We start from the raw sequence: 25,134 nt of genomic DNA, 5'->3' as shown, positions 1-25,134 counted from the left end.
GCTAACAGCCATTACAGAAAAGGTTTGGCTACAGTTCCTCAGTCTTTGTCGGCGCTTGTTTTAAATCGTTACACTTTTTGCGTTGCAAACGAACGCTTTGAATATAAAAATTACCTGAGTTACCGCACGTATAGTCAAAATTTTAACAGTGTGGGCATTAAGGAGAAGTCAATGAAGTACGCAATCATCATCTTAACTGCAGCACTGGCTGGCTGCGCATCCCCTGAACAACAGCAATCATTTGAACAAGCTATGCTAGAGCAAGCAAACTGCTCTGGTGAGGTTGAGCAAAGTTATCGTATGACCTTTTATAGCTCAGACAAGCCAGAGAATGTGGGTAAAACCGAGCTGCAAAAAAAATGCAACCCGATCCCTACCCATAGTGATTTTGAGAAAAAGAAATAGCCATTTTCGTTAGGTTAAAATAACAAAATAATCAGGGCTTTATAAATAGAGCCCTAACGTCGCATCGAGCAGTAAGCTAATCGCCAATAAAACGATGACAGAGAATGTCAGCACCATGCTCACCACGCGAATCTTAAGCTGCTCATTGCTTTGGGCGATATTGCTTGCGTGCAGTAACCTCCCTAATACTAAGGCGGCACCAAATAGGTGGCAATAATGACTCGCTAAGCCTTGATACTCATTGAGAAAAAGTAGAATCAGTGCAAATGGCACATACTCAATGAAGTTTCCGTGTGCGCGAATAGCGCGTATTAAGCCTTCATCTTCGCCTGTACCTATGGATTTTTGAGCTTTGCGCCGTGCTTTAACAACATACATACTCAACTGCACGTAAACCAGCGCTAAAATTGCAGCGTAAATTGAGACTATCACCCTAACCCCTTAACAAATCAAAATTTGAGTAAGAACTTACAGGGCTTGGAGTAAAAAGAAAAGTGCCGACGGTAAACAAAATGCGTTTAGCCGCCGGCAGTTGGAGAGGTCGTTTCGATATCATGACTGCATCATGATAATTTCTATACCCTTAGTCCTCGAGCAAAAACACCGCGTTCACTTTCGCAGTGACTTTGATTTCACCGATGTTGTAAGCATCTTCCACTTTCGCGCTACCGGCGCTATCAGCTCGTACCATCATGGCCTCGACCTGCGGCATTGGACGCGCGTAATCTTGTTGGGCACTGATACTATAGACCTTTTCAATGCGGGCGTTGAAACCTTCTGCGTAGGTACTAGCTTTGGCATTTGCATCTTTGAATGCTTTTTGCTGCGCTTGGCTAAAAAGCTCATCATGATTGGTTAAACCAAATTGCGACTGCCCTACTTGATTAGCCCCTTGCTGAATAAGGCCTTGCAGAGTTTGCGCATAGCTATCAATATTGCGCAAAATAATGCTGAGGTTACGACTGACTTCATAACCGTCAAATTCGTTGGTTTGAGTATCGCGGTTATAACGCGTTTTGCTGCGCACATTCAGTTGGCTAGCGTGAATATCTTTGCTGGCAACTCCCTGCTCTTTTAACGCCAGAATCATGGCCGCAAGTTTGTCATCGGCCGCTTTCTTTGCCGCAACAACATCCTTGCTGTGTTCATTGACACTGACATTCAACGTGACCTTGTCGGGAGTGGCCCACACTTCCCCTACACCAGTAACTTGAACGTGAGGTTCATCAGGGATACTGACAGCATGAGCGCCGAATGCGATGCCTGATGTAAGTATTAGAGAAATAAGCTTTTTCATGTTTTTACCCATTAGCAAATAATGCTATCCAGTTTAGGGTGAAAACGTTAATTGTGCCTGAATAAAAAAGGCCAGCATGACGCTGGCCTGTTATTAAATGTTATCCGAGTTTATCGGAAGCAACCCGGTATTTGGGGTCTTCGATAACATTGATCTCGACTAAATCGCGCGCTTTATGCAGTAGTTGCTTACAGTCAGGGCTAACATGACGTAGGTGTAAGGTTTTACCTTGCTTGGTGTATTTCTCAGCAAGGTTATCTATAGCTTCAATGGCACTGTGATCAGCAACTCGGCTATGCTTGAACTCTACAATGACATCTTTAGGGTCATTCTTAACATCAAATAACTCAATAAAGTTTTTCACTGAGCCAAAGAACAAAGGTCCATGTAACTCATATACTTTTGACCCTTCTTCATCAATGTAGCTTTCGGTGTAAATATGTTTAGCATGCTGCCAAGCAAACACTAGCGCAGAGACAATAATACCCACGCAGACCGCAATGGCTAAGTCTGTGGCCACAGTTACGGCACTGACCAAAAAGATAACGAAGGCGTCAGATTTAGGTACTTTGCGCATAATGCGGAAGCTTGACCATTCAAAAGTGCCTATAACCACCATAAACATAACGCCAACCAGTGCCGCCAAAGGCACCATCTCAATATAGCTAGCGGCAAACAAAATGAAGGCCAGAAGCATCAGAGCAGCTGTCACACCCGATAAACGACTGCGGCCACCCGAGTTGATATTAATCATTGATTGGCCAATCATGGCACAGCCACCCATCGCGCCAAAGAAACCACAAGTCAAGTTAGCTGCGCCCTGGCCCATGCATTCTTTATTACTTTGACCACGGGTGTCTGTGATTTCGTCAATTAGCGTAAGCGTTAGTAACGATTCGATCAGACCAATGGCGGCAAGAATAACCGCATAAGGCAGAATAATCTGGAATGTTTCCCAGTTGAGCGGCACTTGAGGAATATGGAATTCAGGCAAACCACCGGCGATTGTGGCGCTGGCATCACCGGTCATATCTTTAACAAAGTCGATAACCGTGCGGGCTTCTAAATCTAACCCTAAAACTAAACCCGTCACCACGACAATCGCTGCCAAACTTGAAGGAATAGCAGTGGTTAGTTTAGGTAAAAAGTGAATGATAGCCATGGTCAAAGCAACCAGACCCAGCATGGTAGCCATCATTTCGCCCTGCATCCACTGCATTTGGCCATCGTCGCCAAGTACTTTAAATTGGCCAAGTTGAGCGAGAAAGATAACAATGGCCAAGCCGTTTACAAACCCCAACATCACAGGGTGCGGCACCATACGAATGAACTTACCAAGTTTAAATACCCCAGCGAGAATTTGCAGTATGCCCATCAACACCACCGTGGCAAACAGGTACTCGACCCCATGGGTCACGACGAGGGAGGTCATGACAACAGCAAGGGCACCGGTGGCGCCAGATATCATGCCCGGGCGACCACCTAATAAAGAAGTTATTAGGCCAACAATAAAGGCAGCGTATAAACCAACCAGAGGGTCTACTTGGGCTACAAAAGCAAAGGCAACGGCTTCGGGGACCAGCGCTAGGGCCACCGTCAATCCAGACAATATATCGTTTTTAGCAGAGCTTGGGGCTTTGCTTAATAAGTTAAACATTCATTCCTCGTGTACGTTAGGCAGAGCTCTTCGAAAAGGCCGCAGAGTCTAGCAAAATACCGAGAAATTAACAATTGAGTAAAAAGCTGAAGGCAGGCTTACTGCCACTTTTACAGTGGCAGTGCGGTGGAGCGCTTAACACAGGTCATAGTCACATTCGAATGTACTTCTTGCACATAGGGAAGGCTTAATAAGTGGTCTCGAACGAACTGCTCATAGCCTTCAATACCCTTGGAGATAATACGCAACATAAAGTCCATGGTACCCGCCATAGTGTAGCATTCAGTGACTTCATCATAGCTCATTATCAGCTTTTCAAAATCTGCGAGCTGGTCTCGGCCGTGGTTAGACAAACGTACATGGGCGTATACAAGCATATCGAAGCCTAGCTGCTTCTCATCTAGCAAGGCCACTTTGCCTTTGATATAGCCCTCCTGCTCAAGACGTGCAATACGGCGCCAACATGGTGATTGGGAAAGGCCGACTTGATCGGCTATTTCGGCGGTCGATAAACTGGCATCCTGTTGCAGCAATGCCAAGATCTGACGGTCAACTTGGTTTAATGACATTGATTTTTCTTTTTTAATTGTGAATTAGGTAAAATTATACATAACGCAAGGGTTTTCGTCTGTACTTTTTAACCGAATTTTCCGCTAATAAACGGGTTTTTATGACGCTCTTGTCCTACAGAGGTCTCTTCACCATGACCGCTAAGCAATCGATAGTCATCATCTAGGCTAAGCACCTCTCGTTTGATAGAAGCGATTAATGTTGGGCCATCGCCTTTAGGAAAGTCCGTCCGCCCTATTGAACCTTTAAAAATCACATCGCCAACTATGGCAAGTTTATGACTATGACAAACAAAAATCACGTGCCCTGGCGTATGTCCTGGGCAATGGCGTACTTCAAATTGCTGCTCACCTAAACTTATGGTGTGCCCATGCTCGAGCCAGGTGTCGGGCAAAAAAGGCACTTGCGGCGCAAAGCCAAACATCTGAGCCTGCTGCGCCAAGGCATCAAACCAAAATTGCTCATCTCGTTGCGGGCCAACAATGTCGATTTGGTAATGTTTGCGCAATGTATCCGCTGCACCAACATGATCTAAATGGCCATGAGTTAGCCAAACTACACTGGGCTCAATGCCGCGCTGTGTTAACGCACGGATGATTTTATCACTATCGCCACCGGGGTCGATAATAGCGGCCTGACCACTTTGTGCGCATTGCAATATGCGGCAATTTTGCATAAAGGGAGTAACAGGAATGGTGGTAATTTTCATAAGTTTAAAACTGCATTAATATTGGGTAGTGCAAATAATGCTGATCATAATACGGTGTTTGCGCATAAAGCCAAGTTCTGCGAGCATCACTGTCGTTTGCAAAGTCTTCATCTTCAAGCTTGGCGTGGTAACGCTCGGCGATATCCGGGTTTGATTCAAGCATTTGCTGGGCATATGGAGCAAGTGCATAGTTCTCAACATACTCAGTGCGCTGAAAAATACTGTGGAAGAAGCCCCACTGGAACAATGAGTCTGGCGCCTCTGGGTGCAGCATATGTGTAGCCAAAAGCCCTAAGGGTTGTGTCGTGCTAACCTTCAGCCACTGTTGATTTACTGTCGTTTTCGCCGTGCTGTAATCAAACTCTGCACTAACGCGAAAGCGTCCCTCAAATGGTGCTTGAGCAAATTGATGATTAACAATACGTGCTTGTGCCAATGGCAACTCGGTGTCTGCTGTAACAGCCTCTATTTCAACCCCCTGCATTTTTAAGGTCGCGATCACATCAGTATACTGGCGTGGAATATAGAAAGCCTTGGGCACATCAACCTCGGTTTTTATCTCCTTTTGCCAGAATATGGGTAACGCATCGTAATGCTTAGGTTTGCCTAAATAACGTACTTCTTTAGCACCGGTTGCTGTGCTTTCATAGTAATCATAGGCAATCCCCTTAAAGGCAATGGTATCAGGCTCTTTGGCATAGCTGCGTTCAACAACGAGGCGTTCTTGCTGCTGCGCTTTAGACTGTGCCACGGCCGCGTTTATATCATCACCATGGCGGGTCAAGGCGGTGATAGCGCCGTCAATGAGCACATAAGTCCCCAATACCCGTTGTTTATAGGGCTTAAGCGAATGGTTTTCTACCAAAATGGTGGGTAAATGGCGTAACTCGCCCCAACCATTTGAATAGCGAGGCCCAGCGACCCACCCAGCAAGACCTTTCGCAAAATCCATTTTATCCATGACGAACACTAAAGGCCCTGGGATATGGCCCATTTCTTCAAGTTTCTGGTCAATGACAGGCGCAATCCATTGATCCATCGCAGCTGTCACTTTTGGTGTGGCGCTGGCGAACGTTGGCGCATAACCATAGGTAATATCGTATTGGTAATCTGCGCCATCGGTAACATGAATATCGAGATATAGACTAGGTTGATACTGATTAACAACCTTAGCTAATGCGCGCACACCAGGGGTATCAAGCTTAGTGAAGTCACGGTTTAAATTGAGGTTTTGACCATTGGTTCGAAAACCCATAACAGCAGGACCGCGCTGGTTGATGCGATTATAGGCACTGGCACGCTCGTGACCGTCGACGTTTAAAATCGGTATAAACAGTAGGTTAACGCTTTTCAAGATATCCAATCGTTTACCGGTGGCAATGTCTCGCAACAACATAAAGCCTGCGTCTTTACCATCAATTTCACCACTGTGAATACCCGCTTGAATCAATAACGTGGGTTTGTCGCTATTAGCAATGTGCGCCGCGCTATTGCTTCCTTGCTCGCTGGCAACCAGCATATTGATATCACGGCCAGCGTCACTTTGACCTATTTTAACTAGGCTGAACTGGGTCGGGTTAGCCTGTTGTAAACGCTTTAAATAGGTCATCGTCGCTTGATAGTCGGGAGAGATCATTCCCCCAGAGTGTTCAAACGCCGTGGTTAACACGCCTTGTTGCTGCATCAACGCTTCACTTTGGCCTTGCCAAGAGATCAGTTTGGGCAAGTGGGCATCAGCGGCTAGGGCCGTGGCTAATAACAAGCTGGTAAACATAATACGCTCTTTTTGTTGTTGTTTTGCTGTATTTGAGTATAACAAGGGGGCTTTAAAGGTGGCCAGGATTGCGACGAAATGGTAGTTTTTCGCTATGACGTTGGCACTGAGTGCAAATTATGAAAACCATTCTTATCACCGGCTGCTCTAGCGGTATAGGCTATTACTGTGCTAAACAACTGCAAAAGCGCGGTTACCAAGTGATCGCTAGTTGTCGCAATGTAAACGACGTACGTGCTCTCAACGAGCAAGGCATCACCTGTGTGCAGCTTGATTACACCGATACTGACTCCATTGAACAAGGGCTAGCCGATGCCCTGGCTTTTAGCGGCGGTAAATTAGACGCTTTGTTCAATAATGGCGCTTATGGCCAACCTGGCGCTGTGGAAGATTTACCCGTGGCGGCGCTGCGCCGGCAATTTGAGACCAATGTTTTCGGCTGGCATCACCTTACCCAATTAGTATGTAAAAAGATGCGCCAACAAGGTCATGGCCGTATCATTCAAAATTCATCGGTGTTGGGGTTAGTCACCTTGCCCTATCGCGGCGCTTATAATGCCAGTAAATTTGCATTGGAGGGATTAACAGATACCTTGCGCTTAGAGCTACAAGGCTCCGGTGTATATATTTCTTTGATTGAGCCTGGGCCGATCAGTTCGCGCTTTCGTGATAATGCACTGCACGCATTTTTAACCTCAGGCATTGATATCGAAAAAAGTGCGCACCGAGATAATTATTTAGCGCAGCAGCGGCGGTTGGAATCCACCAGTGGCCCTCAGCCTTTTACCCTTGGACCTGAAGCGGTTTATAAACGCTTGGTGCATGCGTTAGAGTCGCAGCGCCCGCAGGCCCGTTACTATGTTACCACGCCCACCTATCTATTCGGTTTCCTTAAACGTATTTTACCAAGCAGCTGGCTTGACTGGGTGCTTACCAAGTCGCGCTAATGGCTATAGACGTGATTTTCAGGCATTAAAAAAGGAGCCAAAAGGCTCCTTTCTTCTGCTAACACAGGTAGATTAAGCTGAAAGACCTTCTTTCGCTTTAGCTACTAATGCTGCGAATGCAGTTTGGTCATAAACAGCGATATCTGCAAGGATCTTACGATCGATTTCTACAGAAGTCTTCTTAAGACCGTTGATGAAACGGCTGTAAGACAAACCATTTTGACGAGCTGCTGCGTTGATACGTGCAATCCATAGTTGACGGAAAGTACGTTTCTTCGCACGACGGTCACGGTAAGCGTATTGACCCGCTTTAGTAACCGCTTGGAAAGCTACGCGGTAAACACGTGAACGTGCACCGTAGTAACCTTTAGCTTGCTTTAAAACTTTCTTGTGACGTGCGCGCGCGATAGTACCGCGTTTTACTCTTGCCATTATTCTATACCCCTATTAAGCGAATGGTAACATACGAGAAACTAAGCCGTGATCGTTCTTGTGAACCATTAGCTTAGGACGTAGGTGAAGCTTACGCTTAGAGGTTTTCTTGGTCAGAATGTGACGAAGGTGCGCTTGTTTACGCTTGAAACCACCAGAAGCAGTTTTCTTGAAGCGCTTAGCGGCGCCACGGTGTGTTTTTAGCTTATAAGCCATTGCAATAACTCCAATTGATATTGCTTAAATTTAGCAAGCAGGCGGTTTGAGTTCACAAACACTTTTTTGGCCCAACTTACTCCCAAAACCGGTGAGAGCGCTTAAAAAAGCGCTCTACTTCAACCGGATAGATACAGGTGCCATTGCCTTAGAAGATAAGTCATGTGGCTTGTAAACCTGCACTAATTCGTTAAACGCGCGGAGTATACTATTTTTTAGCCACCGGCGCTAGCATCATGATCATTTGGCGGCCTTCCACTTTTTTCGGGAATGACTCGACCTGTGCCAACTCTTGCAGATCATCTTTAATGCGATTCAAAAGCTCGATACCAATTTCTTGGTGGGCCATTTCACGACCACGGAAACGGATCGTTACTTTTGCCTTATCGCCAGCTTCTAAGAACTTGGTTAGATTGCGAAGCTTAACTTGGTAGTCACCAATGTCTGTACCAGGGCGGAACTTAACTTCCTTAACCTGAATTTGCTTTTGCTTCTTCTTCTGTTCTTTTTGCGCTTTGCTTTTTTCAAAAAGGAACTTACCGTAGTCCATTACCTTACAAACGGGGGGTTCAGCATTTGGGCTGATCTCTACTAGATCGACACCCGCCTCATCCGCCATTGACTGAGCTTCACTCAGGGACACGATGCCTGCTTGTTCACCTTCAAAGTCAATTAGTCGAACTTCTTTTGCCGTAATATCTTCGTTAATACGATTTTTTTGGACCTGTTGTTGGCCCTTTTTTCCGCCTCTAATGGTACGTTCCTCCAAGAATATTAAAAACTAAAAGGGTGTATTCGATACTGTTTGATACACCCTTTCGATCACAAATTACTGTCTTGTTTTAATTTCATTTGTGATTTTAGTGATAAAGTCATCGACTTTAAATTTACCTAGGTCTTCACCTGTACGTGTTCTTACTGCCACTTCTTGCTGCTCTACTTCTTTGTCACCAACAACTAGCAAGTAAGGAATACGTTTTAAAGTATGTTCGCGAATTTTAAAGCCAATTTTCTCATTTCTCAAGTCGGCTGCGGCGCGAATACCCAGTTTATTCAATTTTTGTACAACTTCGTGCACATAATCAGACTGTTTGTCAGTGATATTCATAATCACCACCTGCTTAGGAGCAAGCCAGGTTGGGAACAGCCCTGCGTATTCTTCGGTCAAAATACCGATAAAGCGTTCGATTGAACCCAGAATAGCACGGTGAATCATCACCGGAGTGCGACGCTCATTGTTCTCAGCCACATAAGTTGCGCCAAGACGTCCTGGTAACATAAAGTCTAGCTGTACTGTACCACACTGCCACGCTCGCTCTAAGCAATCATACAAAGTAAATTCAATTTTCGGACCATAGAAGGCACCTTCACCTGGTAGGTATTCGAATTCAATGTCTTTATCGCTCAATGCTTGCGCCAAGGCTTTCTCGGCTTTATCCCACAGTTCATCTTCACCGATGCGCTTTTCTGGGCGTGTAGAAAGCTTTACAACAATCTTTTCAAAACCAAAGGTCGAATAAGTGTCGTAAACCATATCGATACACGCCGTCACCTCTTGCAAGATTTGCTCTTCTGTACAGAACACATGAGCATCATCTTGAGTAAAGCCACGTACGCGCATCAATCCGTGCAACGCACCCGATGGCTCGTTACGGTGACAACAACCAAATTCGGCCATACGCAAAGGCAAATCACGGTAAGATTTCAAACCTTGGTTGAAAATCTGCACGTGACCAGGACAGTTCATTGGTTTAATAGCATACTCACGTTTCTCTGACTCCGTGGTGAACATGGCATCGCCGTATTTGTCCCAGTGGCCTGATTTTTCCCACAGTCCACGGTCCATCATTAGCGGCCCTTTCACCTCTTCATAGTCATATTCGCGCAGTTTTTCGCGAACAAACTCTTCGAGCTCGCGGTAAATGCTCCAACCATCATTGTGCCAAAACACCATACCTGGCGCTTCTTCTTGCCAGTGCCATAAATCTAGGGCTTTACCAATTTTACGGTGATCGCGCTTTTCCGCTTCTTCTAAGCGCTGCAAGTAGCCTTTAAGTTGCTTCTTATCACCCCATGCGGTGCCATAAATACGCTGCAACATTTTATTGTCAGAGTCGCCACGCCAGTATGCACCTGCTACTTTCATCAATTTAAAGTGCTGACAAAAGCTCATATTGGGTACGTGAGGACCACGACACATATCCACGTACTCTTCGTGGTGGTACAAACCAGGACGGTCATCCTTAGCGATATTCTCGTCCAAGATTTCAACTTTATAAGGTTCGCCACGTTGTTCAAACGTGTCGCGGGCCTGTTGCCAGCTCACGGTCTTCTTAACCACGTCATATTTGGTTTTCGCAAGTTCTTTCATACGCTTTTCAAGCGCTTCTAAATCTTCTTGCGTCAGCGAGTGCTCCATATCGACATCATAATAAAAGCCGTTGTCGATAGTTGGACCAATGGCCATTTTTGCATCAGGATACAATTGCTTAATGGCGTGGCCGATAAGGTGCGCACAGGAGTGACGGATAATTTCTAAACCGTCTTCATCTTTTGCGGTGATGATCTCTAACCGTGCGTCTTCGCTGATTAAATCACAGGCGTCAACACGCTCACCGTTAACACGCCCAGCGATGGTCGCCTTGGCAAGGCCTGGGCCGATGTCTTGTGCTACGTCTAACGTGGATACAGGGTTTTCAAATGAACGCTGACTGCCGTCAGGAAGAGTAATTACTGGCATGTTTAATCCTTGTACAGTGGTGACACCTACGCCGCGCCACGTGTATTTATTTGTCTATTTAATAAGTCTAATCAACGCTTATACCAACAAGCATTGCGATGATACTGCCGCCCACACAGCGTGAGCGAGGCGTTATTTTGGCGCGCTATAGAGGTAAATACAAGGCTCGTCTGCTAATTTTCTTAACAAATTTTGTATGCGCTTCTGATATACTAATGCCATTGATAAAAAAGGTGATATTTGACTATGCATACTTGCGGCGTAGAAATAAAAGGCAGTGAAGTTTTACTATGCCTTCTAAGTAAAGAAAATGATGTGTTTGACATCCGTGATGTGCGCCAAACACGTTTTGTTTTAAGCGATGCCAACGATACTGAAGAAATCCAAAAGTTTCATCGCGACTTCAAAAAGCTGATGGAAGATTACCAAGTGGATGCTATCGCCATCAAAGCGCGACCTCATAAAGGAAAGTTCGCTGGCGGCGCGGTTGGCTTTAAAATGGAAGCGGCACTGCAGCTAATAACTAACTTAGATGTGCACATTATTAGTGCCACAGAGATGAAAGAACAGCTTAAGCGCAACCCATTACCTATTGAGTTCGCTGATACGGGACTGAAGAAGTTTCAAGAGCAAGCCTTTATGACGGCGTATGTCGATATTATGCTGCGCACTTACGCTAAGCAGTAATCCCCCCGACAGTAACAGGCCGCAGAAATGGCCTGTTACGTCATCGCCCGGTAATAATCGCTAACGCATGCCTCTCATCCATGTCCAACTCCTCGGCTAAAGAGCGCGGTGTCGCGTCAAAATGCGCAAACGGGTGTTCATTTTCATAGTGTTCGCTGAGGTGTTCTAACACCTTCGGGTGAATATAATACTGTTCGCAAATGTTCGCGGTATTGCCTAACTGCTTGGCAACGAGTTTAACCAGTTGAGACTTAAATTTGCGCCTTGGGTGCGCCTGTACCTGCTCTGCGGCTACGTGGGCAAAGCGGACCGCCATTCGCGTCCCCGCCCAGGTGCGATAATCTTTGGCGCTAAAGTGGCCGCCAAAAACACGGTGGATAAATTCGTTAATATCATCACTTTGTAGGTCATGCCATTGGCCTTGTTGATAATAACGTAGCAAGCTATACCCTTGTTGCTCTGCACTTGAAGCCACTAATTCAGCAAGCTCAGTATCGTCAATGCGCACCTCTCGGTGTTTTGCGTGTTTACCTTTAAAGCTAAATTGTACATGGTCGTTTTTAATATCCACATGCTTGCGTCGAAGCGTGGTTAACCCACAAGTTTCATTGGCTTTGTAATAATTATTATTGCCTACACGAATCGCGGTAAGGTCTAAGATTGCGCACCCAAGCGCGCACACTTTGTCTTTCGTCCAATCAGGTTCTGCCAATAAGGATAAACAGTGCCCTCGCGCATCTGGAAGCTGAGCAGCGAATTCACCTAACTTGGCAAATTTTTTTTGCTGTTGCGCCAATTGCCAATGGGCGTGGTAAATGTATTGTCGCTTTCCTTTGCCATCAACGCCAACGGCCTGCACCTTATTGTACTGGCAAGCGCTAATACGTACATCACGCCACATAGGAGGCACAGCCAACTCTCGCATTCGTTTTAAGTAAGCACGACTGGTTATCTTTTCCTTATCAAGATGGAAGTATTCAAATCCTTTTCCCCGTTTACGACGCGTTGTCGTAAGGGTATTACACTCGTGGTAGGTTGTGCTTGGGGCAACGTTACAATCCATTCTTCTTCCTTCTTTTTCCGATAATAGCTACTACGCAGCACATCTTCACCTGGAGCACTGTGAAAGGTAAAAAATAATACGTTTTGTTGGTTGTACGACTATGACGTTTTTACCGCCTGCGATTGAAAAGCTTTCATAGTTGCCCATGAAAAAGGCGTTGGCTTACACATTCAAGCGTTCGAAGATAAAGATAAAACACTGTTTAATAATGGTTTTTATGTATTCCCTCGATTTGGCACAAGCATTGCTCCTATTAAATCGAATTCAAAATTGAAGGAGCACAATTATGACAATGCAACGTTCAGAGAAAATCACAGACATTATCAAAGTACTAAAGGGTGGCATTGATTTTTACTCCGATGCCAAAGACAACATTGATAGTAATGATGTACGTACCGTGTTCCAAAACATGATCGATGAAAAGCACAAAGCGGTGACCGACTTGCAACCCTTTGCCATTGAAGAGCAAGGCGAAATTGAAACCGGCTCAGACACCCTGGTAGATGTACGTAAAACCTACACTAAGGTGATGAGCGCGATTAAGAGCAACGAAGAACATACGTACATTAAACACCTTGAAGAGGTCGAAGATAAAGTGCTTGAAGAGTTCGACGATGCACTAGAAGAGTCGCAGCCACCTCAGTGCGCACAAGTTCTTTCTCAGCTTCGTGAACGCATGCAAATTTGCCACGATAAAATGAAGGCACTGCAAGAAGCAACGAGCTAAATTATTTCTCTCCCCAAGACGATGTAGCGGGCCCATGGCCCGCTTTTTTATGTCGACAAAAACTAAACCTTTAGTCTAATTCCAACAGAAACCACCTCAAAATAATGGAAAGTGTCGACACTCTGTGCTTGATTAGGTGTTGAAGAACCTAAAATGACAACATCTATCCGGGCAAGGAGGCAGTCAATGCCGCAACAACAAGACAATCACTCCCCTTCACTACCGTTAACGTTGAGCCAGTACCACGGCTCATTTTCAACGCCGCTTAGCGAGCGAACCATCGCCGAGCATCTTGATTATATTGTCGACAAACACCCAGACAATGAGGCGATTGTCGTTCGCCACCAAGGGATCCGTTGGACTTACCGCCAGTATTTACGGGAAATAGAGCGCCTCGCTGCGGGCTTACTCGCTCTAGGTGTGCAGCCAGGGGATCGGGTTGGCATTTGGTCACCCAACAATATTGAATGGTCCTTAGTGCAATTCGCAAGCGCCAAAATTGGCGCCATTATGGTGTGCATTAACCCCGCCTATCGCCCTCATGAGTTGGCCTTTGCCATTAACAACGTGGGTGTAAAGTATTTGGTGATGGCCGAGCAATTTAAAGCATCAAACTACGTTGACATGATCTACCAGCTTGCACCGGAATTAAAAGACGGTAGCAAAACCACCCTGCAAGCGCTGCCCACTTTAGAGCAGGTAATTATTCTCTCCGAGCAACCTTTTGCCGGCATGACATCATTTACGTCGGTTCAACAACTGGGCGAGGATGCGCACTACCAGCAAATGCGGGTTATTGAAGCGCAACTTCGACCCGATGACGCCATTAATATTCAATTTACCTCGGGCACAACCGGGAACCCCAAAGGCGCCACGCTCTCGCACCGCAATATTTTAAACAACGGTTTGCTGGTTGCCCAAGCGATGCACTTTAATGATAAAGACAGACTGTGTATTCCAGTGCCCTTGTACCATTGCTTCGGCATGGTGCTGGGCAATCTAGTGTGTTTGGCCAGCGGTGCCTGTGCGATATTTCCAGCTCCCTCATTCGATGCAATCAGCACCCTAAGCTGCGTTGAGCAAGAGCGCTGTACGGCGCTCCACGGCGTACCAACGATGTTTATTGCGCAATTAGAACACCCCGACTTTCAGCAGTACGACCTTAGCACTTTGCGCACCGGAGTCATGGCCGGCAGCACCTGCCCGCAAGAATTGATGCGCAAAGTACACAGTGATTTTCATATGCGCGAAGTGGTGATTGGTTACGGGCAGACCGAGTGCAGCCCCATCAACCATATTACCCAAAACGACGCACCAATTGACAAACAAGTGCAAACCGTGGGCCGAGCAATGGCGCACACAGAAATTAAAATTATTGATGAACGCGGTCAAATCGCTGCCATTGGTAGCCCGGGTGAAATTTGTGCTCGCGGCTACTGTGTGATGCAAGGCTATTGGGGTGATGAAGCGAAAACTAACGCCACTATCGACGCTGAGGGCTGGCTACACTCTGGCGATTTAGGGGTCATGGATGAGCAAGGTTACGTGACCATCGTTGGCCGTATTAAAGATATGATCATTCGTGGTGGCGAGAACATTTATCCGCGCGAAATAGAAGAAGTGCTGTATTTGCACGATGCTGTCAGTGATGCGGCGGTCTTTGGTATCCCCGATGATAAATTTGGCGAGCAAGTATGCTTGTGGCTCAAAGCAAAGGACAACCGCGATATTGATGAGCCGCAAATTCGGGCCTACCTAAAAGATCAACTCGCCTATTTTAAAGTGCCTAAGTATATTCGTATCGTCGAGGAATACCCGATGACGGTCACCGGGAAATTACAAAAGTTTAAAATGCGCGAAATGATGCTTGCAGAGCTCAATGAACAAGCACAAAGCGCGTAACTAGGTGTCGGCATAGTCATCACAGTGGTGCAAAATTAGCACACTCGTTGCGCTAGGTTTTACGCCGCAAAATCGCTACACTGACGCCTTAAATCAGTTAGTTATGTGTGGTGCTATGCTTTCCTTTTTCGAAAAACTAACCGCCCCTTTTCCCGAGCGCACAACTACCGCGCCACCCAAGGGATTATGGGCTTTTTGCCGTTATTACACCCAAGGCATGGGCTGGCCGCTGGCGGTGATGTCAATCAGCGCCGCCTTATTAGCCATTGTTGAAGTTTCGCTATTTAGCTTTATGGGTCAACTCGTTGACTGGCTTGGACAGACAACCCCGGAACAGCTGTTAAGCACCGAAACCGATACGCTTTGGTTTATGGGTCTGGTCACTATCGTGCTGTTGCCTATTTTAGTGTTTGTTCACTCAGCCGTTCTCCACCAAAGCTTGCTCGGTAATTACCCCATGGCCATTCGCTGGTTGGCGCACCGTTACCTACTGCGCCAAAGCGTGAGCTTTTATGCCGACGACTTTGCCGGGCGCATTGCCACTAAGGTGATGCAAACGTCGTTGGCGGTAAGGGAAACCGTCATCAAGCTACTGGATGTCGCGGTGTATATTGTGGTGTATTTTTCCGCCATGCTGTTCTTTGTTGGCCAGGCAGATTGGCGCTTAATGATGCCAATTTTAGGCTGGCTTGTAGGTTATATTGCAGTGCAGCGTTATTTTATTCCGCGCCTGAAAGCGGTCGCCGAGCAACAAGCCGAAGCCCGCTCACAAATGACAGGCCGTATTGTTGATAGCTACACCAACATCGCCACTATCAAACTCTTCTCTCATTCATCGCGGGAGGAGCAATATGCCCGTGAATCGATGGAGCTGTTTTTAGACCCGGTATATCGGCAAATGCGTTTGGTCACTAAATTACAAGTGAGTGTGCAGCTGCTTAACTATGGTTTGGTGGCGGTGATTGCAGCATTGTCGATTTACCTTTGGTCTATTAGTTTAATCAGCGTCGGCGCCATTGCCATTGCCGTTAGTTTAGCACTTCGCCTTAACGGCATGGCGCAGTGGATTATGTGGGAAGTCAGCGCCCTGTTTGAAAATATCGGCACCGTTGCCGATGGCATGAACACCTTAACGAAACCCATAACCATAACCGACGCAGAGGATGCCAACACGCTGAAGGTGACCCATGGGCGCATCGACTTTAATAACATTACCTTTAATTATGCCAAGCCAATTACCCCGTCACACCCACCGGTGCTCGATGGGCTATCTCTAAACATTGCTGCTGGCGAAAAAGTTGGGGTTGTTGGTCGCTCTGGCGCCGGTAAATCAACCTTAGTTAACCTGTTATTGCGCTTTTATGATGTTGAGCAAGGACACATTCGTATTGATGATGCGCCGATAAACCAGGTGACTCAGGAAAGCCTGCGCCAACATATCGCTATGGTGTCACAAGACACCGCGCTGCTGCATCGTAGCGTGCGCGAAAATATCGGTTATGGCTTAGCCGATGCCACGGATGAGCAAATCATCGCCGCTGCGAAAAAGGCTGAGGCATGGGACTTTGTTAGTGAACTGGAAGACAGTCATGGTAATAAAGGGCTGGATGCGCAAGTGGGTGAGCGCGGCGTTAAGCTATCAGGTGGCCAGCGTCAGCGTATCGCGATTGCTCGCGTACTGTTAAAAGACGCTCCTATTTTAGTACTCGATGAAGCCACATCAGCTTTAGACTCTGAGGTAGAAGCAGCGATTCAAGCGAGCCTAGATACCTTAATGGAAAATAAAACCGTTATTGCCATTGCCCATCGCTTATCGACCATAGCGCAAATGGATCGCTTAGTGGTGATGGACAAAGGCCATATTGTAGAGCAAGGCACACACCAAGAGCTTATCGCCCAAGGGGGGATCTACGCCCAACTGTGGGCCCATCAAACCGGTGGCTTTATAGGAACAGACTAACGAGCAAGGGGCCATACAAGGCCCCTTTTTTCTCAGTTTTAATTTCGTTGAGGAATAAGGTTAACAATAAGTAGTAAAGCGCCCTACTCGGTTATTTAGCTTTGTACTGACATCAAAAAAGGCGAACAATGAGAGCAAAAGTCTTGCACGGTGCAAGACATGCCCCACCATTTCCGCAAACAAAGCTATACCTCTTTTTTATCAACAAGTCCCCAGAGTTCAGCAAGATCAACATCATCGCTGGCAGGACGGCTTTCTTTGCTTTCGATGTAATCTACCTGCATTACAATCGGTAAATCGAAAGCAGTGCCAGTTACAACACATGCTCCTTTAGATAGGTTCGGTATCAAACTTTTAGACATTCGATCTAGCGTGCTAATCGTGTTGTCTATCAGGAACAAGTCCTTATCATTGACAAGCCTATGGATAAAAAAGTTATGAAGTTGAGACATTATCGTAGGTGAAATGTCTGCTGGTCTTTGACTTGATAGGGTCAGATACATCCCAAACTTGCGTCCCTCTTTGATGATCTCTTCGAACATCTCCAGTCTGTAATCTTTCCAGATCTCGTGCTCACGGTTTGATTGTTGCGACAAGATGTTATGTGCTTCATCGATGATGAAGTGCAACGTATTTTTAGGGGGCGTATCGACGTTATCTCTATGTTCTTGATAAAACATCTTCGCTAGCAGCAAAGGCACAATTTTCTTAGTTGCTTGATTACATCCTCTCAACGAAACAACATTCAGTAGCTTGAACTCATCATTTACATTTTCTTTGACAATAAAGATTTTTCGTAGATCATTCACAGCACTTTCAACTCTCTTCAAAAGAGGTTGAATGTGCTCAAACTGAATATTCCCATATGATAAATCTCTAAGTAACTGAAGGTTAATACGCACGACCAGCTCATCTAAAGGATCAATGTTAGCTAGATCTAATGCGTTTAAGATTGGTCTCAGGTTGGCGGTAAAACCCTCATTAGAATCAAAATACTCCCAATTTGGCATCGCTTTACATGCAAATTTCGAGTTTTTATCAAACCAAAAAATGTTACTTAGCTTATCTATTAGAGGGGGGTCTGAAAGGTGCTCTGCGATAACCTTAAGATGAACTAAAGAATCTCTACTTTGCGCTGGACTTACAAAACATAGGTAAAACGTGCCTATGAGGTAGTCCTTTAAACTTTCACCTTTCTTTATGTCTTTTTTTCTTCGCTCAATAATACGGTTGATGAATGGTGTCTGGGTATTAGAAGTTGCTTGAAATAGCAGAGCTAATATCTCAGTGTTCCAAATCTGGTCACTTGCTAACGGTAACTTTTCACCTTCCTTTTTCCCCGTGCTTAGGTTGAATGACTTTTTGTTCTCAGGGGTCTTGATCAATTGGTTACCACTGTATTCACCGTTAAAGTCAATCAATAGAAACTGACTTTTGCCTATCAGCTTCTCTTCAAAATTAGAAAATAACTCCGCATATAACCTAGTGAGCGTGTTAGATTTACCGCTCCCCGTATTACCAAAAATACCAATGTGACTATTAAAAATCCTATTCCATGGAAGTGATACGGGTAGTTCCTCTTTCAGCATTTTTCCAATATTGAACGTTCCATCTGTTCCCTGACTAAAAATGCTGACGACTTGGTGCTCGTTGAGTAAGTAAGCTTTGTCTTTGATCATCGGCATTAGTTTAATGCCGTCTTTAAACTTATTCTGCTCAAAGTAACCGATGGGCTTGGCTTCTACTTTGCGGATATATTGAATTTTTTTGTCTTCTAGTTCAAATCGGTTTTCATCCAGATACTCACCCTCAACAATACACACGATGAGACAAAAGCCACGCTTAACGCCAATGTATTCACGTATAGAAACACCCTTGTACTTCTTTCCATCATGGAACATAGTTTCCAAACTTGACTCATCAAAGATGCGCAGAGTGACTTGAGTACCACGAACCGCAATGACTTCACCAACGTTGATGCTCATTTAGTCGTCACCTCTAAGCAAGTCAGCATTGAATACCGCTTCGTTGAACTTAGTGAAGTCTAAGTTTTCACCGTCGAACTTTATTAGTGTGACGTTCCTATAACCACCAAAGTAGCCATACATAGTTTCATGCTCTTTGTCGTTAAAGCAACAAACGAATACTTGTAGTTTGTGGTTAGACAGTGAACGTTTAATCAAGTTACGAATGTGCTCGTCAGCGAACGAAAAAGCAAAACTAACTAAAATCGAATTTTTCTCTTCCAAATGATAACTGAGCAAGCGAAGCATTTGGTAATAATGCTCCTCGAAAACAGTTTCATGAAACTTCCATTTAGTTGGATTGACGATAGGGAGTTTATCGTAAGAATTCCAAAACGCAGTTAGGATGCCGTCATTAACCTCCACTTTAAGGTCGAGTATATCTTGTGTTGTTTTGGTTTTATCATTCAGAATTTCACTTAGCTGCTTAAGGCTGTCGCGAGCTTCTTCTGGAATTACCCCAGCAATATTGAGAAAATTGTACTCTACCTTAATAGTGTCATTTAACTTACGCCAATAAGCAGAGCCATGCAGATTGATAAAGTTGATTTGTGGTATATCAGATGAGTTTCGTCCGAATACACCTGATTGACAGAGGTAATTATTGAAATTGCGTGCTGATAGGGTTCTTTCGAGAAAGCCACTCGCCCCGTCATTGATGTTGAATTCAAGATTCCCTTTCTTAATCATCTTGTCTGCTACTAATGGGACACAGCCATCGTAGTTAGTAGTGAAAAGGTTACAACGTCTTTGAAAGTCACTCTTCTGCTGCAATAGCCTTACGATAGAGTCGATGAAAATCTCATAATTTTCGATAGTCTCTTTTCTTAGCTCATTTTTTTTACAGACCTCACACTGATCGTCGTTCGTACATTCTTTAGCATGAGGAATATAGATATCACTAAGCTGAAACTTACATACAGGTTCGATAATGTTTTCGTAGTAGTACATAAACAGCAAAGCATGATGACTTTTATACTCTTCTCCCAGTTGATCTAGCTTAGTTGCGAGCGTTTCAATCGTTTCGTTGTTCTCTTCATTATCAGAGTCTTTGAGGGGCAACCATAGAGTCGGGAATAGGCCACTTGAAGCTCCTGCACCGATAAGAAAGTTGAGCTTGTGTTGGTAGATTTCGTTTAAGGGTATAGTTGCCATTTAGACTCGTTACTGAATTGATAAACGTGTTGTTTCATAGTAAATGTATTAGATAAATTCAGTCAAAGAATAGTGTGAATAAATAGTGAATATATCCACCGAATGAAATATTTAAGTCGTTATCAACGGTCGTTACTCGCTCTCAAAAGTCAGATAGCAAACCTGTTGCCACTAAGACATAACAACTTTATAAATTGATACACAATAGAATAGGCTGACAAGAATTCCCGCACCCAAAATGGCTCTCTCTTTAGCTGCTTGCCTAGACTGCTTTTTGAGCACAAATACACTTCTAAATATTGTACTTGGGATAACCAATATCATACCCAGTAACGCTGGGAAAAGGGCTAACATGAACCCGAAAGGCACGTTAATATCTTGGCTTTGCAACGAAATGCCGACAATAAAGGCGATAGCCATCGAGATAGCAAAGGCCCCAACGCCAAGTAAAATAGAAAACAGAGCCATAAAAATCCTTTTTATCTATTGGGCCATTAGCGGCTTATATTAGCCAAGATACTTAAAAAACGCGGAATTTGCCACAGACCCCAAACCGCTTTAATAAAAAAGCGAGTGAGTTCACCCACCCGCTTTCAGTATGCCTCTATCTCTAAGACATTTCACCCGCTTCAAGCTCGTAGATTCTACTGCTCACAGCATTAACAATTAAATACACCCCACACCCAAAAGATTAAAAGAATAAGATTTCCAGTGTGAGTAGCACGAGCATCACGATATTCGCGAGCCAGCCGATCATAAAGAAATAACTCCGGGGGCTGGGGTTGGATTCGGTGGCAATCACGTAGTAAAGCAGCATATGAATGACTCTAGCGCCGACGAATACCGCGCTGGCTATAGCGAAGATGGGCCCTGACACCCCCAAGTGCAGACCGACTAAGGCACAAACAATATACAGCGGCGCGTTTTCTAATGTATTTTGAAACGTTCGGTGGGCACGAAAGATAAATGAGTCATGAGACAGGTTATCATCAATTTTTCCAGGAATAGCGTTATCGGCCCTCGCCTTTACGGTTGACGCCACAAACCACTGCGCTACCAACATCCAGGCAAACAACACCAATGACACCAAAATAACCGCAGAATAGTCCATACTTTCTCCTTGTAATTTGCTTTGTATTAGCTACGGTCAAGGCGTGCGGTGCGATCAAAAAAGGCCGCGTAAAATGCGGCCTTTTCAATAAGCTACTAATAGTTACGCAGCACTGATACGCTCTAACCCACCCATGTAAGGGCGCAGCGCCTGTGGCACTTCAATACTGCCATCCGCCTGTTGATAATTCTCCAAAATAGCCACTAACGTACGGCCCACGGCTAACCCTGAACCATTGAGTGTATGCAGTAGTTCCGGTTTTTTCTCGCCCGCACGGCGGAAACGCGCTTGCATACGGCGCGCTTGAAAGTCGCCCATATTTGAACAAGACGAAATTTCGCGATAGGTGTCTTGTGCTGGCAACCACACTTCTAAGTCATAGGTTTTCATTGCACCAAAGCCCATATCGCCGGTACACAACACTACTTTACGATACGGCAATTCAAGCGCCTGCAAGATTTGCTCGGCATGAGAAGTTAGCTCTTCCAGTGCCTGCATTGAATCTTCAGGTTTAACCAACTGCACTAACTCAACTTTATCGAACTGGTGCTGACGAATTAAGCCCCGCGTATCGCGGCCATAGCTGCCTGCTTCACTGCGAAAACACGGAGTATGCGCAGTCATTCGTACTGGCAGCTCTTTTTCTTCAAAGATTTCGTCACGCGCACAGTTCGTCAGCGGCACTTCAGCGGTAGGGATCAGGCTAAAGCCATCATCGTGCTCACCCAGTTTCTCTGTGTGGAATAAGTCTTCGGCAAACTTAGGTAGCTGACCCGTGCCTAACAAGCTGTCTTTATTCACTAAATAAGGCACATACATTTCGGTATAGCCATTTTTATCGGTGTGCGTATCGAGCATCAATTGCACCAACGCGCGATGCATGCGCGCGATTTGCCCACGCATTACTGTAAAGCGGGCACCCGAGAGCTTCACCCCGGCTTCAAAATCCAGCCCTTTATCCAGCGCCTCGCCTAAATCAACATGATCTTTAACCTCAAAATCATAGCTTTTTGGCTCACCCCAGCGGCTAACCTCGACGTTATCGTCTTCATCGTTGCCTGCTGGAACATCCTCTGCTGGCAAATTAGGCAGGCCTAAAGCAATGTCTTTTAATTCATTGAGGACGGCATCTTGCTCTTTTTTAGCATTTTCGAGCTCATCACCTAAGTTGGCAACGGCATCCAATAAAGGTTGAATATCTTCACCCTTCGCCTTCGCTTGACCAATGGCTTTGGAACGGGAGTTACGCTCGCTTTGTAATTCTTGCGTTTTAGTCTGTAGCGCTTTACGTTGTTCTTCGAGTTGTGCCAGTTTCGCTACGTCTAATTCAAAGCCACGTGCCTTTAAACGGGCTGCTGTTTGCTCTACGTCCTGACGAAGATACTTTGAGTCTAACATGTGAGTTTTTAACCTTTTTGCGTTGTTAGCATGAGGCCTATCCAAGCCATAAATATACACATCCCCACATTAAGGAGGACGTTTAACGCCACTTTCAACCACTGCCCTTGCTGAAGCAACAACAGCGTATCCATGGAAAATGTAGAAAATGTTGTCAGCGCGCCCAAAAACCCGACTCCGAGTGTGACGCGGTGCGGATGCGATAGCATTTCGCGATCCAACAGGCCATATAATATGCCCATTAACAATGAACCGAGAATATTAACCGCCAGCGTGCCAAAAGGGAATCCCTTAGGCAGCAGTTTTAGTGCTAATTCACTTATACCAAAGCGGGCGCAGGCACCCAAGGCCCCGCCAATGGCAATAAAAAAGTAGGTACTAAGAGCGCTCATAGCGCTTCCTGTCGCTTTGCGCATCACGCTCTTGCAAATAAGCAAGCTTATCACTAATGCGTTTTTCTAAACCACGATCGCTCGGGTGATAATAACGGCTGTCAGCAATCTCCTCGGGGAAGAAGTTCTCGCCTGCTGCATAGGCTCCCGGCTCATTGTGGGCATAGCGATAATCCTCGCCGAAGCCCTGCTCTTTCATTAATTGCGTGGGCGCATTGCGGATGTGATAAGGCACATCGAGATGGGCGGTCTCTTTCGCGTGACGTTTGGCCTCATTAAAGGCCATATATACGGCATTACTTTTCGGCGCACTAGCTAGGTATAAGGTGGCTTGAGCTATGGCACGTTCACCTTCGCTGGGGCCAACGCGATGAAAAATATCCCAAGCATTCAGCGCCACCTCCATGGCTTTGGGATCTGCATTGCCGATGTCTTCGGTGGCAATTGCTAGTAGCCGCCGCGCAACGTACAAGGGATCGCCTCCGGCGGTAAGAATACGGCAATACCAATACAATGCTGCGTCCGGAGCGGAGCCGCGCACTGATTTGTGAAAAGCAGAAATCAAATCGTAGTAATGATCGCCCCCCTTATCGTATTGGGCAACCATTTGCGGCGCGACTTGTTTGAGCACCGCCTGATTAATACAGCCTTGGTGTTGCTGCGCCAAATTTGCCGCCACTTCCAGCAGGTTAAGCACACTGCGGGCATCGCCATTGGCGCTGTGGCACAACTGCTCAAGGCTATCTGGCTCGATGGTCACACCTTGCTGGCGAAGAATGTCATCCTGTTGCAGGGCCTGATTCACCACTGCCTGCAAATCTTCCGCTGAAAGCTTTTTCAGCGTGTACACTCTGGCGCGCGACAGCACGGCGTTATTCAATGCAAAAGAAGGATTTTCTGTGGTAGCACCAATAAAGATGAAGGTGCCGTTTTCAACATGCGGCAATAGTGCATCTTGCTGCGACTTATTAAAGCGGTGTACTTCATCCACAAACAATAAGCTGCGTTTGCCTTGTTGTTGCAGCAAGTCGCTGGCACTGGCAACGGCCTCACGGATATCTTTCACCCCGGCGCTGACCGCCGATAACTCCAAAAACTGGGCATCGCTGTGGTGCGCAATAATATGCGCCAGCGTAGTCTTACCGACCCCAGGTGGCCCCCACAAAATTAAGCTGTGACAGTGGCCACTTTTAATAGCTTGGTACAAGGGTTGCTCTGTACCTAATATGTGGCTTTGGCCGATGTACTGATCCAATGTGTGTGGGCGCATGCGCGCCGCCAACGGGCGCACATCGGGGGCAAAATCTAGGGAGAAATTATTCGCCACGGTTTATCTCGGCTTGTGGCGCACGCTGGTCATCAACAAACACGTGCCCAGGAATGGTAAATTCAAACACGCTGTCATCAATATCAACATTGCGCTTGGGCGCATCAAAATGAAAGTGTGAACGCTGACCTGATTGGTCAAGCACCTCAAGCGCCGCAACTTGTTGCTGCTCATCAAAATGCAACGTCAGCTTTTCTACTTGCGCATCTTCAGTATTTTTCGGAGTAATCTCAAAGCCGGCTTCGATTTGCTTGATACTAAACTGCTGCCACAACTCGTCATCTTCTGTGGTGAGCAGAATAAACGGCGTATTATCAATTAGTTTAGAGGTATCCAGTACCGTCACTTGCTCGGCGAAAGGGTCAAAGTAATAGCTATCAACCCCGTTGGAGACAAACAAGGTTTCGTCTGGTTGTTGTTGCTCCCAACGAATTTTCCGTGGTTGCTCTAGTTGCAACGTACCTTTACTTTCACTCACCAGCTGCCCTTGCGGGTCAAACACTTGCTGTGAAAAAGCCGAGCTGAGTGAGTCCAAACCCTTTAGCTGTTGTTGCAGCATCTGTGCGTCGTCGGCAAAAACCGTTGATGAAAACAGGGCGGCACTTGCCACTGCACTGTATAAAAATTGTTTCATATTACTT

Annotated in this window: 25 protein-coding genes; 6 read left to right on the top strand and 19 right to left on the bottom strand. The window is 45.8% G+C overall.

Translation table 11 applies throughout. The annotated features are described in order from the left end of the window. Window positions 1–171: 171 nt before the first annotated feature. Window positions 172–405 (top strand): hypothetical protein, encoded by a 234-nt coding sequence (locus EXT46_RS04060; RefSeq protein WP_130145374.1) that lies wholly within the window; start codon window positions 172–174, stop codon window positions 403–405. A 39-nt stretch (window positions 406–444) separates the two neighbouring features. Here EXT46_RS04060 and EXT46_RS04055 read toward each other — a convergent pair whose 3' ends face one another. From EXT46_RS04055 to EXT46_RS04030, 6 genes are all read right to left on the bottom strand, one after another. Continuing rightward, entirely contained in the window at window positions 445–837 is a 393-nt protein-coding gene (locus tag EXT46_RS04055; RefSeq protein WP_022944205.1) for an MAPEG family protein, read from the bottom strand. 151 nt (window positions 838–988) lie between these two features. Next, on the bottom strand, window positions 989–1,702 hold the full coding sequence (locus EXT46_RS04050; RefSeq protein WP_165381050.1) for an SIMPL domain-containing protein: 714 nt from the start codon (window positions 1,700–1,702) through the stop codon (window positions 989–991). Window positions 1,703–1,802: 100 nt separating this feature from the next. Continuing rightward, window positions 1,803–3,359, bottom strand: coding sequence for a SulP family inorganic anion transporter (locus EXT46_RS04045; protein WP_045978789.1), 1,557 nt, complete (start codon window positions 3,357–3,359; stop codon window positions 1,803–1,805). Between the two features lie 110 nt (window positions 3,360–3,469). Next, a complete protein-coding gene (locus EXT46_RS04040; RefSeq protein ID WP_022944202.1) occupies window positions 3,470–3,928 on the bottom strand; it encodes an Lrp/AsnC family transcriptional regulator in 459 nt (152 codons plus the stop codon). A gap of 68 nt (window positions 3,929–3,996) precedes the next feature. Further along, the gene (locus EXT46_RS04035) at window positions 3,997–4,638 is read right to left on the bottom strand and encodes an MBL fold metallo-hydrolase (protein WP_130145370.1); all 642 of its coding nucleotides are present in this window, start codon (window positions 4,636–4,638) and stop codon (window positions 3,997–3,999) included. 4 nt (window positions 4,639–4,642) lie between these two features. Further along, window positions 4,643–6,412 (bottom strand): M14 family metallopeptidase, encoded by a 1,770-nt coding sequence (locus tag EXT46_RS04030; RefSeq protein ID WP_130145368.1) that lies wholly within the window; start codon window positions 6,410–6,412, stop codon window positions 4,643–4,645. Window positions 6,413–6,531: 119 nt separating this feature from the next. Between EXT46_RS04030 and EXT46_RS04025 the strand changes: the two genes are divergently transcribed. Then, complete coding sequence (locus EXT46_RS04025; protein ID WP_130145366.1) at window positions 6,532–7,359, top strand: SDR family oxidoreductase; 828 nt, start codon at window positions 6,532–6,534, stop codon at window positions 7,357–7,359. A gap of 72 nt (window positions 7,360–7,431) precedes the next feature. Here EXT46_RS04025 and rplT read toward each other — a convergent pair whose 3' ends face one another. The 4 genes from rplT to thrS form a co-directional block, all read right to left on the bottom strand. After that, entirely contained in the window at window positions 7,432–7,791 is a 360-nt protein-coding gene (gene rplT / locus EXT46_RS04020) for a 50S ribosomal protein L20 (protein WP_022944198.1), read from the bottom strand. A 15-nt stretch (window positions 7,792–7,806) separates the two neighbouring features. Continuing rightward, a complete protein-coding gene (rpmI, locus tag EXT46_RS04015) occupies window positions 7,807–8,007 on the bottom strand; it encodes a 50S ribosomal protein L35 (RefSeq protein WP_022944197.1) in 201 nt (66 codons plus the stop codon). 208 nt (window positions 8,008–8,215) lie between these two features. Further along, entirely contained in the window at window positions 8,216–8,776 is a 561-nt protein-coding gene (gene infC, locus EXT46_RS04010; protein WP_022944196.1) for a translation initiation factor IF-3, read from the bottom strand. A 60-nt stretch (window positions 8,777–8,836) separates the two neighbouring features. After that, window positions 8,837–10,747 carry a threonine--tRNA ligase gene (gene thrS, locus EXT46_RS04005; protein ID WP_022944195.1) on the bottom strand — a complete coding sequence of 637 codons (1,911 nt, stop codon included), beginning with the start codon at window positions 10,745–10,747 and terminating at the stop codon, window positions 8,837–8,839. 246 nt (window positions 10,748–10,993) lie between these two features. Between thrS and EXT46_RS04000 the strand changes: the two genes are divergently transcribed. Next, window positions 10,994–11,434, top strand: coding sequence for a DUF3010 family protein (locus tag EXT46_RS04000; protein ID WP_022944194.1), 441 nt, complete (start codon window positions 10,994–10,996; stop codon window positions 11,432–11,434). Window positions 11,435–11,474: 40 nt separating this feature from the next. Here EXT46_RS04000 and EXT46_RS03995 read toward each other — a convergent pair whose 3' ends face one another. Beyond that, window positions 11,475–12,497 carry a DNA topoisomerase IB gene (locus EXT46_RS03995; protein ID WP_130145364.1) on the bottom strand — a complete coding sequence of 341 codons (1,023 nt, stop codon included), beginning with the start codon at window positions 12,495–12,497 and terminating at the stop codon, window positions 11,475–11,477. 286 nt (window positions 12,498–12,783) lie between these two features. Here EXT46_RS03995 and EXT46_RS03990 point away from each other — a divergent pair, with 286 nt between their 5' ends. From EXT46_RS03990 to EXT46_RS03980, 3 genes are all read left to right on the top strand, one after another. Continuing rightward, window positions 12,784–13,224 (top strand): PA2169 family four-helix-bundle protein, encoded by a 441-nt coding sequence (locus EXT46_RS03990; RefSeq protein WP_022944192.1) that lies wholly within the window; start codon window positions 12,784–12,786, stop codon window positions 13,222–13,224. Between the two features lie 186 nt (window positions 13,225–13,410). Then, window positions 13,411–15,126, top strand: a complete 1,716-nt coding sequence (locus tag EXT46_RS03985) for an AMP-binding protein (protein ID WP_130145362.1) — start codon at window positions 13,411–13,413, stop codon at window positions 15,124–15,126. A 115-nt stretch (window positions 15,127–15,241) separates the two neighbouring features. After that, entirely contained in the window at window positions 15,242–17,086 is a 1,845-nt protein-coding gene (locus tag EXT46_RS03980) for an ABC transporter ATP-binding protein (RefSeq protein WP_130145360.1), read from the top strand. Between the two features lie 185 nt (window positions 17,087–17,271). Here the strand turns inward: EXT46_RS03980 and EXT46_RS03975 are convergent, their stop codons facing one another. The 8 genes from EXT46_RS03975 to lolA all read right to left on the bottom strand — a co-directional run bounded on the left by EXT46_RS03975 (window position 17,272) and on the right by lolA (window position 25,127). Further along, the gene (locus EXT46_RS03975; RefSeq protein WP_130145358.1) at window positions 17,272–19,071 is read right to left on the bottom strand and encodes an ATP-binding protein; all 1,800 of its coding nucleotides are present in this window, start codon (window positions 19,069–19,071) and stop codon (window positions 17,272–17,274) included. Further along, window positions 19,072–20,265 carry a hypothetical protein gene (locus EXT46_RS03970; RefSeq protein ID WP_130145356.1) on the bottom strand — a complete coding sequence of 398 codons (1,194 nt, stop codon included), beginning with the start codon at window positions 20,263–20,265 and terminating at the stop codon, window positions 19,072–19,074. Between the two features lie 171 nt (window positions 20,266–20,436). Next, complete coding sequence (locus EXT46_RS03965; RefSeq protein ID WP_130145354.1) at window positions 20,437–20,733, bottom strand: hypothetical protein; 297 nt, start codon at window positions 20,731–20,733, stop codon at window positions 20,437–20,439. Between the two features lie 223 nt (window positions 20,734–20,956). Next, window positions 20,957–21,376: an MAPEG family protein gene (locus tag EXT46_RS03960; RefSeq protein ID WP_130145352.1), complete on the bottom strand. Its 420-nt coding sequence runs from the start codon at window positions 21,374–21,376 to the stop codon at window positions 20,957–20,959. A 102-nt stretch (window positions 21,377–21,478) separates the two neighbouring features. Continuing rightward, the gene (gene serS, locus EXT46_RS03955; RefSeq protein WP_022944186.1) at window positions 21,479–22,774 is read right to left on the bottom strand and encodes a serine--tRNA ligase; all 1,296 of its coding nucleotides are present in this window, start codon (window positions 22,772–22,774) and stop codon (window positions 21,479–21,481) included. Window positions 22,775–22,782: 8 nt separating this feature from the next. After that, complete coding sequence (gene crcB / locus EXT46_RS03950) at window positions 22,783–23,166, bottom strand: fluoride efflux transporter CrcB (RefSeq protein WP_022944185.1); 384 nt, start codon at window positions 23,164–23,166, stop codon at window positions 22,783–22,785. After that, window positions 23,153–24,436: a replication-associated recombination protein A gene (locus tag EXT46_RS03945; protein ID WP_053911930.1), complete on the bottom strand. Its 1,284-nt coding sequence runs from the start codon at window positions 24,434–24,436 to the stop codon at window positions 23,153–23,155. The genes crcB and EXT46_RS03945 overlap by 14 nt, the downstream gene beginning before the upstream one ends. Before the next feature lie 46 nt (window positions 24,437–24,482). Next, a complete protein-coding gene (lolA, locus tag EXT46_RS03940) occupies window positions 24,483–25,127 on the bottom strand; it encodes an outer membrane lipoprotein chaperone LolA (protein WP_130145350.1) in 645 nt (214 codons plus the stop codon). Window positions 25,128–25,134: the final 7 nt, after the last annotated feature.

The organism is Pseudoalteromonas sp. CO325X (assembly GCF_004208955.1).
GTDB lineage: Bacteria > Pseudomonadota > Gammaproteobacteria > Enterobacterales > Alteromonadaceae > Pseudoalteromonas > Pseudoalteromonas ruthenica.
Note: the sequence above shows the minus strand (reverse complement) of the source record. Positions and strands in the feature narration are given on the sequence as shown.